Genomic DNA, 13445 nt, shown 5'->3' with positions numbered 1-13445 from the left:
ACATCCATGAAGCCTTCCTCGGGCTCGCTACATGTCTCATCACCTACCGACACGTCCAACGCATTTGTTAGGACCTCTAAACCCGGCGACGTCGGCGATCGGCCCCGGGATACTGGTCGCCCATGGATGAGGTCAAAGTCGTCGTCGCCCATTCCGAGCGCGCGACTCTGCGCGTGGGTGACGTGTTCTTGAAGGTGGACGCCGATCAGGCGCGCATCGATGTCGAGGTCGAGGCGATGGCCCTCGCACCGGTCCCGACCCCGGAGGTCCTGTGGCGTAAGCCGCCCGTGCTCGCGATCGCCGCACTCCCGGGGACGACGCTCGGGCGCCTCGGCGGGCCGTCGACCGGGTCGCCGGCGGCGTGGGCCGCGGCGGGCGCCGCCATCCGGAAGCTGCACGACGCGCCGCTGCCGGCCCGGCCCGGGCGGGCCGGCCGGAGCATCGTCGCACTGGCGGCGGAACTCGACGACGAGTGCGAGTTGCTCGTGAGGAACGGCGTCCTGCCCGCCGACCTGGTCACCCACAACCGCGAGGTCGCCGAGGCCGCGCTGCGGCCGTGGACTCCGGCGTTCACGCACGGCGACCTGCAGATCGCGCACGTCTTCGTCGACGGCGACGAGGTCACGGGCATCATCGACTGGTCCGAGGCGGGCCAGGGTGATGCCCTGTACGACCTCGCCACCTTCACGCTCGGACACGAGGAGCACCTCGACGACGTCATCGCCGGCTATGGCACCGACATCGACCTCGACGTGATCCACGCGTGGTGGTCGTTGCGAAGCCTGCTGATAGTTCGCTGGCTGATCGAACACGGCTTCGACCCCTTCGCGCCGGGCTGTGAGGTCGACGTGCTGAGATCCCGGATGTGAGGCTGCGCGGGCTCGACTGCCACGTATGCGTTCTGACGCATCGAGCAGGCCATCCCCTGGGGCGCATCGCCTGCCCTTACCCTCACAGAGTGCGGTGCGCAGTCGTCGCCGGCAGATGACGGCGCAGCCGAGGGTGACGAACGCGTGGTGGATGCCGTCGCGGACCTCCCAGCGGATGCGCAGGCGGCGGAACCAGTGCAGCAGCGCGATCCTTCCTTCCACGACCCAGCGGTACACGCCCAGGCCGGAGCCGTGCCCGGTGCCGCGCCGGGCGAGGTACGCGGTGATCTGGAACCGGATCGCCCGCGGGTCCGAGGGCGCCTACGTCTGCTACGACTTCTGAGCGGGCCACGGTCTCCGAGCGGGCCGGGAGATCATCTCTCTGCGGCGGGCCGCAGAAGCCGTGCCGTCAGCAGGGCGGTAAGAACCCACCTTTGAACCTCTGACGATCTCGCTCTCGCGCCTCGTTGGGCAGCCCGGTGCGCATCGGCCCTCCAGGCAGTGGAGTCTCAACGGTACGGCAGAGGCTTTACGGAGAGCTTTCCCGTGTTCCACCCGCCGTGGTGGCGCGCCTTTCGGGTGTGGGATGGCGGGCGGATTCCGCCCAGTGCCCGGCGGGCCGGAGTTCCCCTTTACGGCCACGGCGCCACGTCCAGAGGCCGCACTTCGAGCCGTTTGATCCCCGGTTACCTCGCCCTGATGACAGGCGTTGTCCTGGTCGTGGCGGCGACCATTCCCGCCACGACCCTCGGGCTGCGCCTCTGGTTCGCACCCCGGCTCGTCCTGTTCGTCGCCAGCGGTCAGCCGCGCACGTGCAGCCCGAAACCCGTGGAGCCCGCGGGCTCCAGTCCCTCCTTCAGGTGCAGCGAGGGGATCTCGTAGTCGCCGAAGTTCTGCCGCCGGAATGCGATCGGCTCGGTCGACTCCAGGGTGAGCAGGCGCTGCTCCCAGGCCTTGGCGATGTCCGGGTAGTCCTCACCGGTCATCCGGTCGGTGCCGTACAGCACGAACGGGGGCAGCACCTCGATGCCCGGGTAGTAGAGGATGCCGTGGTGGATCGGGAACAGCAGATCGTCGATGGGGCCGTTGATCCCGCGAGGGGCGTAGTGCGACTCCGGGCCGCCGGCGGTCACCGACAGCAGAGCCTTCCTGCCCGCGAGGGTGCCTTCGCCGAAGCGCTCACCGTATTTGGTGTCGCTGTGCTCGCCGACGCCGTACGCGAAGTGGTAGGTGAACACCCGGTCCACCCAGCCTTTGAGGATCGCGGGCATCGTGTACCACCACAGCGGGAACTGGAAGATGATCGTGTCGGCCCACAGCAGCTTCTCCTGCTCGGCGAGGACGTCCGGGGTGAGCGTCCCGGCGTCGAAGGCCCGGCCCGAGTCCAGGGCGACCTTCAGCGGACTTGAGGCGTCAGGGCCGTAGTCCGCAGCGTCCACGACCGCCTTCCAGTTCATCGCGTACAGATCGCTCACCTGTACCTCGTGCCCGGCCCTCGCCAATGTGGACACCGCGAGGTCCTTCAGCGAGCCGTTGAGCGACTTCGGCTCCGGGTGGGCGTAGACGATCAGCGTCTTCATGGGAACTCCTTCGGATCGGGTGCCTTCGATCCTGGGCCCCGCGGCGCCCGGCGTTCAGGGACGCCTCTTCCGTCGGAGGGGACTTCCTGGTAACGGCAGGACCACCTTCGCGGGCACCACCGAAGCCATACTGGGGGCATGGACGATCTTGCGACCTTCCTTCGGACCCGGCGTTCCCGGGTCGACCCGGCGGCCGTCGGCATCCCCACCGACAGCCGTCGCCGGGTCGAAGGGCTGCGCCGCGAAGAGGTCGCGCACCTGTCCGGAGTCAGCGTCGACTACTACGTACGCCTGGAGCAGGGCCGCGCGACCCAGCCCTCCGAGCAGGTCCTCAACGCGCTCGCCCGCGTCCTCGGCCTCGACGAGACCGAACGCGAGCACCTCGACCGGCTCGCCCGGCAGCGCCGCCGCCGCGCGAAGGCGCCGGGCGGGCGGGTCCGGCCGGAGCTGTTGCGCGTCCTCGACCTGGTCGCCGACGCACCCGCGCTGATCATGGACCACCGCCTGGACGTGCTCGCCGGGAACCGGCTCGCCGGGCTCCTCTTCGGCCGGCCGATGCCGGGCCTGAACACCGCCCGGCACATCTTCCTTGAGGAGGCCGAGCGCGGTCTTTACGCGGACTGGGAGAAATGCACCCTCGACGTGGTCGGGCACCTGCGCCTGGCCGCCGGGAAATACCCCGAGGACCCTCAGCTGGCCTCACTCATCGGCGAGCTGGCGATGGGCAGCGAGCGCTTCCGCCGCCTGTGGGCCCGCGCGGACGTGCGCGCCCGCACACATGGACGCAAGGCGTACCGGCACCCGCTGGTCGGACTGCTGGAACTGCACCAGGAGAACTTTGCACTACCGGATGAATCAGGCATCGAGCTACTCGTGCTGTCCGCGGCCCCCGGCAGCCCCGCCGAGGACGGGCTACGCCTGCTCGCAGGCCTGGGCACGGACAGCGGTGACACGCAGCATCCCACAGTGAACGCCCAGGTCCGCGAGTACCCACTGCCCGGAACACCTCAGCCCTGACGGCTTTCCGGTCCCCGGACCACTTTGCGGCTGGTCACGATCCTGCTGGCCTATTGCGTGATATTGGTGAGCTCGCTTGGAACTCCGAACAAAATGAGATGAAGGACGGCCTCAGGTCGGGCGAGGGTCGCTCGGTACTCGCCGACGAAAGGCCAGGCATGGACGACAGTCCCCCGCGGGAGCTCATCTCGCTCGCTGATGACGAGGGCAACAGCGTCTCGGTCAACGTTCTGGGACGTAGCCCCAGATGGACCGCCGGGCTCGACGCGGAGATCGTCATCAAGACGCCCTTCGTGTCCGGCCGTATCGACCTGGCGCTGTACGTTGCGAGGTTGGAGAGCTGGGCCGATGCACTGGACCGGCTTGACGCCGGCGAAGACGTGGCCTGGATGGAGATGAGCAGCGGGCCGTCCGTCTTCATCCAGCTCGCAGGCGAGCGTGACTGCCCGGAGGTGGTCGTGGAGGACGAGTCCGGGTCCATGGTGACCGTGCGGGTCCCGCTCGTCCCGCCGGACGACTGGATTGCTGATCATCGCCAGCGTCTGCGCCGGGTGATGGATCACTGGGTTCCGATGCTGTCAGGGTAGGGAGACAAGTCGCCGCCAGCAGATGAGGGCGCATCCGAGGGTCAGGAAGGCTTCGTGGATGTCGTCGCGGATCTCCCAGCGAATGCGCAGGCGGCGAGACCCATGCAGGTGGGCGAATGCACGCTCCACGACCCAACGTTGGGCGCCCAGTCCCGAGCCGTGCTCGGTGCCGCGTCGGGCGATCACCGGCTTCACACCGAGGGCCCGGACGAGGCGGCGGTATGTGTCGTGGTCGTAACCGCGGTCACCGAGCACGATGTCCGGGCGGCGCCGGGGCCGACCGCGCTTGCCCCGCACCGGTGGAACGGCTTCGAGCGGCGGAATGAGCCGCGTTCACGTCGTTGCGATTGCCGCCGGCCAGGGTGACGGCGAGCGGGATGCCGGTGCGTCGGTGATCAGGTGGTGCTTGCTGCCCGCCCTGCCCCAGTCAACAGGACTTCGCCCCGTCTTGGAGCCCCTCTAGCGCCCGCATGTGAGAGCCGTAGACCGCCGCCCGGGGAGAAGTCCAGGACGTTCGCGCCGCGCAGCTTCGCCAGGAGCTCCTGGTGCAGCCGGGGCCACACGCCAGTCCCGGTCCACCCGGCCAAGCTGCCTACCCCGCAAGGTCATCGAACCAGCTCACGAAGTCGCACTGGAGGACTAGTCGATAAAGGAAAGTAGCCACGTCGGAATCTCCATCTGTTTTTGTTGCCTGCTTAAGATCGCCCGGCAGGGGGTGGCCCGTCTTCGTGCGGCTGCCGGCTGTTACGCCTCCTGAAAGCGCACGACGACCTACTGAAGGCGCAGTAGTCGTCCGGGCAGCCATCTCCTGCACGGGCACGACGACCCGCGCTTCAGTCCGCGGCTCGCGGCGCCTTCATCACGTCCAGCACGACCCGCGCCATGCCACGCTCCCCGCGCTCGTTGGGGCGCACCGACGCCGCGGAGGCCTGGGGGATCAGAGGCTCGATCCAACGCACGGCCCGGTCCGCGCAGGCGTCACGCCCGACCGAGGGCGTGCAGGTGTCGACGTACCCAGCCCCGACGGCCTTCGCCCTGTCCCGCAACATCGCGTTGAGCTGCTGCTCGTTCTCCCGAAGGAAGCCGACGTCGCCTGGTGCGAGGCCCATCGCTCGGTCGCAGTGGTTGCCCTGGGCCGGCAGGATCGCCTGATAGCCCACGCCGTACCCCCGGGCCTCGGGTGCCCTGCGTCGGACGTCGCTCAGCGCCACGGCCAGGCGTCCCCCCGCCACCTTGATCCGACTGGTCACGTCGTCCGTGCCGGCCGACACGTAGCGCGCACGACAGGGCGCGTCGTCCACGTCTCCGTCGAAGCAGCTCTCCAATTGGTAGCCGAGACCGGCTGAGACGCAGGTCTTCATCAATGAGCTGAAGCCGATGTCGTTTCCGCCGAAGCCAAGGGTGACCAACCGGGTCTTCGGCGAAAGAGCCGACAGCTGGGCGGGGTTGACGCCTCGATCCGTCGTCTGGGAGGCGAAAAGGTCCCCCATGACTGCTCCAGTGCAGCTCATGTCACGGAACTCATCGGCTGCAACGCCGAGTTCGGCAGCCACCAGCGCGGGACAGTTGCGGTCGGATCGGTCGCACCCTGCGGGCCGGCCGTTCCGGGCAGGGATGTTCGGACCGGCCGTGCAGGAATCGCCCAGCGCCACGTAAGGGCCGCCGGGAGGACCGAGGGAGGAAGCCAGGGCGTCGTGGTCGTCTCCACGGCTGACGGCAACCACGGTGGCGAGCATGGCTCGGATCTCGGGCCGGTCCGGCGGCACCGAGGCCGGTCCGTCCACGGGCGAGGCTGCGCGTGCGGGCCGTGATGAAGCCGATCGCGACCGTGCCGTGCGCCCTGAAGACGGTCGACGTGAGCACCGGCGAGGCGGCCGATGCACACCATCAGCGCTCCGACGTCTCCGCGGTGCCGGCCGCCGGCATCGTCGTCATGGTCGCGCTGGTGCCGGCCGACGCGGTCCCGGGCGGGAGGTCGAGCGGAAGCTTCGCGTGGCGCCGGCGAGGCCCGGCGCTGATCGGGGGCCGGTCGTGCTCCGTCGGCCAGGGCCACGCTCGGGCACATCCGACACCTTGGGTTCCTGGTCTCAAGGCATCCGGTGGCATGGGAGTCGGACAGGCCGCCGCTGAGAGGCAGGTACGTCAACTACGACACGGCCACCGAGGCATTCGTGATCTTCCCTGGAAAGGTCTTCCTCCACCCCCGCGGACAGGCCGAAGGCCGCCGCGCGGCACAGGCCCATGGCCGCTGCATCGGCATCCCTGAAGCACAACCGGACTGGCAAGACCGACCCCATCGGGGAAAACGGACTTCCCTCAGACCGAGCTACACCCGAGGGCGATGGTCCACTCCCGCACCTCGTCCCCGTCCACTACCTGCATACCTCGCAAGACAACGCGTCGATGGAACACCCATCGGACCGGCCACCGGCCACCACACCGGGCGGAGACTCATGGAGCAATGTCCGATTTTACCCTATATATCGCGAAGTCCCGTTAAGTCGCTATTTAAGTCGTGAGTCGCTTCACTCGAAGGCGCGTGACCCAATTCACTTACGAAGCGCCCTAGTGCATGACGCGGCCCTTAACTCCCTGAATGCCTACCGGTCGGCACCCCTCGACACCGGGAAACAACTAGCCCAGTTAGTAAACAGGGGAATTGCCGCAATATTCCCCTCGCAGCTAAGAATGTCTCCACCGCAGCGCACCGCCCGACAAATGCGGTGCAGTTTGCCGAGGGAAACCGGCATCTGCGGGTGATGCAATTCCCGGAAAAAGGACCGCTCCATGCCCCTCCACGCCCGCAAGCGCCCCTCCCGGGCGCGCCGGTTCCTCGCCGGTGGCGCCACCACCGCCGGCACGTTCGCCCTGGCCTGCTCGGCCGCGCTCGGGGCGGCCCAGACCGCCGAGGCCGCTCCTGCCGCCAGCACGCCGACCGTCTACACGGTCCAGGCCGGCGACCACCTCGCCTCGATCGCCCGAACCCTGCACGTGCCGGGCGGCTGGCAGGCCATCGCAACGGCCAACCACATCTCCAGCCCCTACAGCATCCAGCCGGGACAGGCCCTGACCCTGCCCACCGGATCGACCCCCGCCACCCCGGCCCCCTCCGCCCCGGCGCCGTCCAGCACGCCGCCCTCCAGCGGCCAGACCTACGCCAACAACCTGGACGGCTGGATCAGGCACGCGCTGGCGATCATGGCGCAGAACGGCATCCCCGGGACCTACAACGGCATCCACCGCAACATCATCCGGGAGTCCTCCGGCAACCCCAACGCCGTCAACAACTGGGACTCCAACGCCGCCGCCGGCCACCCCTCCATCGGCCTGCTGCAGGTGATCCAGCCGACGTTCAACGCCTACCACGTACCCGGCACCTCGTCGAACATCTACGACCCCGTCGCCAACATCACCGCCGCCTGCAACTACGCCTACCACCGCTACGGATCCATCGACAACGTCAACAGCGCCTACTGACAGGCAATTCCCGCTACGTCCCGGTCTTCAATGCGCGGCGACACACCAACATCACCGTCGCCGCGCATTGCAGTGGCAAAAATCCCCGGGCTTGAATGCCGATCTTTCCCCCAACACATGCGAGCAGCCCCAAGAAGAGGCCCTGCCGCATACCTTCCCGGCACCACCGAGCCACGTCCCGGATCAAACATCCCTCAATGGAAGTCAAGTCCGGTCTTCCCTGGTTCGTGATCGCTCGATCGTGGTACTGATCACGGCCTGGAAGCAGGGGCGGGTGACGCGGTCGGCGACCGGTGGTCCCGGGTCCTGTGGTCTGCGGGACGTCGTGAACGCGATCTTCGAGCAGAGCCGGAAGGGCTGCCAGTGGCGCTGCCTACCCCATGACCTGCCGGCCTGGTCGGCGGTGTTCTACTACTTCGCGCTGTGGCGCCAGGACGGCCTCGACCAGCGGATCCAGGAACTCCTGCGCTGCCAGGTGCGGGAGAGAGAGCCCGCCGATGAGAGGACTCGTCCCTCGTGATCACAACACCGCCGGCACCGCCTTGCTCGACCAGGCCGTGAGCGGAGGAGTGGCCGGTGACGCGACGGGCAGGTCGATCAGGCCGGGGCCGGCGGCGAGGTGCTCCATGGGCTCCCAGTCGCTGCCCCACGCGTCACCGGGGGCATTCGCGCCGCGCTGCGCGCCCGCCCGGCACACACTTCAAGGTGACGGCACGACTACCGGCGCAGTCCGCCGAGGAGCGTGACCTGCCGCAACGGAACCGTGTAACGACCAGCGTCACACGTGGGCAGCGTGACCAGCAGGGTCCCATCCGCCTGACCTGCACACCTGAAGGCTGCGGCCCGCGAAGCCCTGATAGGTTTCGCGGGCCGCAGCCTTCAGGAAGACCAGCTCTCAGGTGGTGTCCGGATCAACGCCCTGCGCGCAGGAGAGAGCGAACAAGTCTTCTTGTCCGCGGAGATCGCGTACTCGTGCTCGCCCATCGGGACGCCGTCGAGGATACGGGCGTACAGGTCCAGCACGCGCGCGGCCTCGGGCCGGAAGGCGGGGGCGCACACGAAGATCCAGGATGGGTACTGCCAGGGCCTGAGCGCGTGCTGCTTGAGCCGACGCCGCACGGTGGAAGGGGAGACCGACCCGGCGATGGACCGGTCGACCACCTCCCGGGTCGGCTGCGGACACGACCAACGCGACAGTGGAGTCCCGGCCTTGGCGAGTGACTGGCAGGCCGGCGCCTTGACCTCGGCGACCAGCAACGCGGTGAACGAGGCCGGCCGACCGGACCGCTTGCGGTCGGCGAGGGCGGGCAGGCCGCCGGAGGCGAACTCGCCCCGCCGGGTGCGCAGCGTGTCCACATGCAGCCGCGTCTGCGCGGATGTCCGGGCAGGGATGCACTCACGGGCAGCCAGCAGCACGATAGCTGCGCGCTGCCCGGTCTGATCCGGGGCCTTGTGACCGTAGGCCATCTTCTTCCAGCCTGTGGTGCTCGGAAGCGGTCAGCACGACGGGCACGGCGGGGGCGAGGGACACGGGAGGAAAGCGACCGATCCTTCGGGGTCGGGGAGCAGCGGGGAACGGGCCGATACCAGGCCGCACCCGTCCCCGCATCCTGCGATGTCATGGCGCCGCCCCCGAGTTGCTCTCCGGGAGATCTCCCGCAAGCCCGTTTCTCTCCTCGACCAGCTCCCCCGTCAACATGCGGACGGCCATGGACACCCTGTCTGCCCGCTGCCGGAACTACTGAGCCGGGTCTTCGACAGCCATCGTGCGGGGACTGTCAGTGCTGCGTGCAAGGATGCTGCGCAATACAGGCGATCAAGATTCGAGGGGTGCGGAATGAACACGAAGGCCAGCGGAACGTTCGCCCTCACATCATTCGAACCGGAGGTGCTTGACGAGGGCCCCGGCGCCGCGCTCGGCCGCGTGCGGATCACCAAGACCTTCCAGGGCGGCCTGGCTGGCACCAGCACCGTGAACATGTTGTCGGTGGCCGACATCGAGGGCAGTCCCGCCGCCTACGTCGCCGTGGAGCGATTCACAGGCGAACTCAACGGCCGCAAGGGCTCCTTCGTCCTCCAGCACAGCGCGCCCGGTAGTCATGGTGAGCAGATCGCGATCCGCGTGGTCCAAGGAACGGGCTCCGGTGACCTCGCAGGGATCATGGGTACCTTCGAGATCATCCAGTCCGAGGACGGCAGTCACTCCTACGTTTTGGAGTACACACTGGGCTGACACGGGCCGGCCTCGCCGTCCGAACCATCGGGACGCACTGCGACCAGGATCAGCCCATGCACAGCAACACCAGGATCCGTCTGATCGAGCCCGCCGATTCCGCCCCGATAGCCGCGCATCGGGTGCGGGACTTCGAGGCTTTCCGGCCGTGGGAACCGGCCCAGCCGGCCGACTTCGTCACCCCGGAGGGCCAGGCGGAGCGGATCGACAGGCTGCTGGCCGGGTACCGGGCCGGCTCGGTCTGGCCAGGCGTGCCTCGCCAACGACCAGGTGATCGGGCAGGTCACCGTCGGAGGCATCCTGCCGCAGCCGCACGTGCGCCGCGGCTCCGTCGGATACTGATCGCCAGCGTCGCCCGGAATCAGGGGCACGCCGGGATGCTGTGGGAGCGGGTCCTGGGCGACTGACTGAACGTTTCACAATGAGGTCCTCAGGCGGCGGAGGCATGAGGCTGCAGGCCAGTTCGAGCAGGCTGAGAAGGTCGAAGCCGGGCAGGCCGCTGGTGGGCCTGTGCCACCGCCTGGCCGACGGCAGTGCACAGCTCGTCGCCTCTCACGGCCTGGATGCGGTCCCCGCCGCATCCTGACCGCCCCGGCCGCTCAGCGTCATGTATTGGTACGTGCCGTCACCATCTCAATCCCAGGTGCGCGTCAAGAACCGGCGACGACCATGATCACATGGGTTCACGCGCCGCCTCACCGTCGGCCGGGTGCCGACTGCCCCAGGCACCGGCGGGTCAGGGCGCCTCCATTTCGTCGGACTCAGGAGGCGGTGGGGCCAGGCACCGACGCCCTTCGGTGGGCCTGTCCGGGCGCCCGCCGGATGCGTCTCTGGCGCGCTGCACAGCTGTCCGGCCCACATCCGACCGTCCACACCGTCTGGCCACGCATAAGCCCCTTCCCACGACGCCGTCGCCCTCCGCCCGGCCCATCGCCGCGGGGCAGAGGTGCACCGCTGCCCACGAGCGAGCCCGGCGGGCGCGGGAGCTGGACCTTTCGTAGATTGAAGGGTGAGCGACTGGCAGGGAATGCGTGTGACACCGAAGATCGACTACACAGGGGTGTTCGCAGCCCTTCCGAGCCCGTGCCTGGTGCTCAGCACGGACCTGGTGATCGCCGATGCCAACTGGGCCTTCTGCGAGGTGACCGGACGGAGCCGGGCCGAGCTGCTCGGGCAGTACCTCTTCGACGCCTTCCCGGACAACCCCGCCGACGCGGAGGCCGACGGGGTGGCGACGCTGAAAGCCTCACTGCACCGTGTCCTGTCCTCCGGCCAGACGGATCACATGGCGTTGCAGAAGTACGACATCCCGGTCGCCGGCAACCCCGAGGTGTTCAAGGAGCGGTGGTGGACCGCGATCAACGTGCCCGTCCTCGGCCCGGGCGGAAAGGTCGCCTGGATCATCCACCGGTCCGAGGACATGACCGACGTCGTCCGCGCCCGCCGGACCGCGCACCTGCCGTCGGTCAGCCCCGGCCGGGAGGCGGCCATGGAAGCCGAGCTGTACGCCCGGGCGCGGCAGCTGCAGCAGCTGAACGAGGAACTGCGGCAGGCCCACGCCCGTGAGCGGCGCATCGCGGTCGCCCTGCAAGAAGCCATGCTTCACTCCCCGGACCTGGCCCGGCACCCGAACATCGCCGTGCGCTACCTGCCCGCGACCGGGTCACTGAACGTGTGCGGCGACTGGTACGACGCGGTCGACCTGCCCGCGGACCGCTTCACCGTCGCGGTCGGCGACGTGGTCGGCCACGGGCTGATGGCCGCCACCGTCATGGGCAGGCTCCGCAGCGCGCTGAGCGCCGCCACCCGCACCGTCCACGGCCCTGCCCAAGCACTGGAGGTCCTGGGGCTCTACGCCCGCTCGGTCGAGGGAGCACTGGCCGCCACCGCCGTCCAGGTCCTTGTCGACTGCCACAGCCAACTGCTCATCTACAGCAGCGCCGGCCACCCCCCGCCCGTCCTGCTGCACCCCGACAGCTCCTGCGAGCTGCTCGACCGGGCCACCGACCCACCGCTGGGCGCCCGCCCCGAACACGTCCCCCGCCCCCAGGCCAACAAGACCTACACCCCCGGCGACACCCTCATCCTCTACACCGACGGCCTGATCGAACGCCGCGGCGAGGACATCGACGTCGGCCTGACCCGCCTGACCGACATGCTCGCCACCTGCGCCGAGTTCGGCGCAGAACACCTCGCCGACGCCCTCCTCGCCCGCCTGGGCCTCGCCAGCGGCGCCGACGACGACATCGCCATCGTCGTCGTCCGCCTGGACCGAACGACCCGACCGTACTGATCAGGCCGATGTCGTCGTCGGTGAGCGTGCGGCCGTGGGAGTGAGCGGCCAGCTCGGTGCGGGCGTAGCGCAGCACGCCCGGCAGCACCTTCCGCAGGTCTTCTCGGTCTCCTCTGCCCTGTAGCACAGTACGCCGCATTCGTCGCCGTCGAATCCGACCGACGTCAGCGGTGGACCGGCAAAGCGGACACGCTGAGATCACCGGGGTCTGCGGCCCTGGCGCACACCCCGGGCGGGCCGTAAGCCCGGCCTCAAGGACCGCATACAGCATGTCACTTGGGAGAGCACCATGTCCTGTACGGTCTGTCAGCACAACGTCAGGGGTTCGTGCCCGAGGGTGGCTGTTGCGAGCGCGGAGACACTGCTTGATCAAGTCGCTGGAGGCACTGTCCCGCGGTTGCATTCGGTGGAGCCTTGCAAAGGGGGCCCTCCCACGACGAAGCCCCCCGCTCGGCGCCGGCAGCGGCAAGCACCCACACGGCGCGCTCCTCCGACGGCAGCGCCGAACCACGTCGGTAGCCGACTGACGAGCCTCAAGTCCCGTCCCCGCCTGGCACGATACGGACGCCGTCGGACCAGCCCAGGAGCGCGAACGTACTCATCGGTGCCCCGCTGCGGACGATGTCGAGCCGGGAATGGTTCACCCGGCAGGGTGCGGCGTTCCTCACGAAGCGCCATCGGCCATCCGCTACCGGAAACACTCAAAGATCACGTAACATCCAGGTCGAATTGACCAACTGCCGCAGTTACCCACTTAGTTGGAGATATCTCCACGCCTCGACCAAGGGTGACCGCGCAAGGGGGAAAGAAGAAACCAGGATGACGTCATCCACTCTCCGCCGACGCGTCGCGGGAACCGCAGCCACCGTTCTTCTGATCGGTGCCGGCGCTCTGGCGACCGCGCCTTCGGCGACGGCCAAGGCTAACCTGCTGTCCATCGACAAGGTGTCGCTGCACACCCCCGGCCTGCAGGTGAAGGTCACCTACTCCTGCGACATCGGCATGGACCACGAACTCGTGGCCAACGCGACGACGCTCAACCACAGCCCCCACGACCAGTCCATCGCTGCGGGCACCGTCAAGAAGGACCATCTGGTCTGCGACTACAACGACCATGTCGCGCTGGTGACCTTGCGCCCGGCCGCAGGCTCGCACTTCGACAAGGGGGACAAGGTCAAGGTCACCGTCTTCTACTTCGACAACGACGGGTTCAGGTACGGCGACGAGGAGACAGTCGCCGTCCTGTAGGAGGGCAGTACGCCTGACCGCCTACCTCCAGGGCCTCGCGCCTCCCGGGACAGGTGAACTCCTGCTCCGTCGGGTGAAGCGAACCCGGACGGAGAGCCTCTCCCAGCGCCGACACGAGGTGTCCTTCCAGGCCCGGGTCGT

General features: G+C 68.6%; 11 protein-coding genes and 4 pseudogenes. 11 read left to right on the top strand and 4 right to left on the bottom strand.

The features are described 5' to 3' along the window. Positions 1–122 precede the first annotated feature (122 nt). Both LE548_RS39255 and LE548_RS46765 read left to right on the top strand, forming a co-directional pair. Positions 123–869 (top strand): phosphotransferase family protein, encoded by a 747-nt coding sequence (locus LE548_RS39255; RefSeq protein ID WP_225101831.1) that lies wholly within the window; start codon positions 123–125, stop codon positions 867–869. A gap of 151 nt (positions 870–1020) precedes the next feature. Next, positions 1021–1212: a hypothetical protein gene (locus LE548_RS46765; protein ID WP_374116232.1), complete on the top strand. Its 192-nt coding sequence runs from the start codon at positions 1021–1023 to the stop codon at positions 1210–1212. A gap of 457 nt (positions 1213–1669) precedes the next feature. On the opposite strand, the gene LE548_RS39245 is transcribed toward LE548_RS46765, so the two are convergent. Continuing rightward, complete coding sequence (locus tag LE548_RS39245) at positions 1670–2449, bottom strand: NAD(P)H-dependent oxidoreductase (RefSeq protein ID WP_225101830.1); 780 nt, start codon at positions 2447–2449, stop codon at positions 1670–1672. 138 nt (positions 2450–2587) lie between these two features. On the opposite strand from LE548_RS39245, the gene LE548_RS39240 reads away from it, so the two are divergent. Both LE548_RS39240 and LE548_RS39235 read left to right on the top strand, forming a co-directional pair. Beyond that, positions 2588–3466: a helix-turn-helix transcriptional regulator gene (locus LE548_RS39240; protein WP_225101829.1), complete on the top strand. Its 879-nt coding sequence runs from the start codon at positions 2588–2590 to the stop codon at positions 3464–3466. A gap of 158 nt (positions 3467–3624) precedes the next feature. Continuing rightward, positions 3625–4053: a DUF5959 family protein gene (locus tag LE548_RS39235; RefSeq protein ID WP_225101828.1), complete on the top strand. Its 429-nt coding sequence runs from the start codon at positions 3625–3627 to the stop codon at positions 4051–4053. On the opposite strand, the pseudogene LE548_RS39230 reads toward LE548_RS39235, so the two are convergent. Next, positions 4045–4640, bottom strand: a pseudogene (locus tag LE548_RS39230) (IS5 family transposase); the annotation flags it as partial. The gene LE548_RS39235 and the pseudogene LE548_RS39230 sit on opposite strands and share 9 nt — an antisense overlap. A 246-nt stretch (positions 4641–4886) precedes the next feature. Then, positions 4887–5789 (bottom strand): SGNH/GDSL hydrolase family protein, encoded by a 903-nt coding sequence (locus LE548_RS39225; protein WP_225101827.1) that lies wholly within the window; start codon positions 5787–5789, stop codon positions 4887–4889. Positions 5790–5793: 4 nt separating this feature from the next. Between LE548_RS39225 and LE548_RS39220 the strand changes: the two are divergent. From LE548_RS39220 to LE548_RS39210, 3 genes and pseudogenes are all read left to right on the top strand, one after another. Continuing rightward, positions 5794–6016, top strand: a pseudogene (locus LE548_RS39220) (chorismate synthase); the annotation flags it as partial. An 824-nt stretch (positions 6017–6840) separates the two neighbouring features. Further along, positions 6841–7530: a LysM peptidoglycan-binding domain-containing protein gene (locus tag LE548_RS39215; protein ID WP_225101826.1), complete on the top strand. Its 690-nt coding sequence runs from the start codon at positions 6841–6843 to the stop codon at positions 7528–7530. 220 nt (positions 7531–7750) lie between these two features. Beyond that, positions 7751–8017 (top strand): annotated as a pseudogene (locus LE548_RS39210) (transposase); the annotation flags it as partial. A gap of 392 nt (positions 8018–8409) precedes the next feature. Here LE548_RS39210 and LE548_RS39205 read toward each other — a convergent pair. Beyond that, a complete protein-coding gene (locus LE548_RS39205) occupies positions 8410–8997 on the bottom strand; it encodes a helix-turn-helix domain-containing protein (protein WP_225101825.1) in 588 nt (195 codons plus the stop codon). Positions 8998–9367: 370 nt separating this feature from the next. Here LE548_RS39205 and LE548_RS39200 point away from each other — a divergent pair, with 370 nt between their 5' ends. The 4 genes and pseudogenes from LE548_RS39200 (at position 9368) to LE548_RS39190 (ending at position 13304) form a co-directional block, all read left to right on the top strand. After that, the gene (locus LE548_RS39200; RefSeq protein ID WP_225101824.1) at positions 9368–9763 is read left to right on the top strand and encodes a DUF3224 domain-containing protein; all 396 of its coding nucleotides are present in this window, start codon (positions 9368–9370) and stop codon (positions 9761–9763) included. Positions 9764–9819: 56 nt separating this feature from the next. Then, positions 9820–10140, top strand: a pseudogene (locus LE548_RS46230) (GNAT family N-acetyltransferase); the annotation flags it as partial. 650 nt (positions 10141–10790) lie between these two features. Continuing rightward, positions 10791–12056, top strand: coding sequence for a SpoIIE family protein phosphatase (locus tag LE548_RS39195; protein WP_263637093.1), 1266 nt, complete (start codon positions 10791–10793; stop codon positions 12054–12056). Positions 12057–12875: 819 nt separating this feature from the next. Further along, positions 12876–13304 (top strand): hypothetical protein, encoded by a 429-nt coding sequence (locus LE548_RS39190; protein ID WP_225101822.1) that lies wholly within the window; start codon positions 12876–12878, stop codon positions 13302–13304. The last annotated feature ends 141 nt before the right edge of the window (positions 13305–13445 follow it).

It is taken from the genome of Streptomyces sp. CoH27 (genome assembly GCF_020181035.1).
Classification (GTDB): domain Bacteria; phylum Actinomycetota; class Actinomycetes; order Streptomycetales; family Streptomycetaceae; genus Streptomyces; species Streptomyces camelliae.
This window is presented reverse-complemented; position numbering and strand designations above follow the sequence as displayed.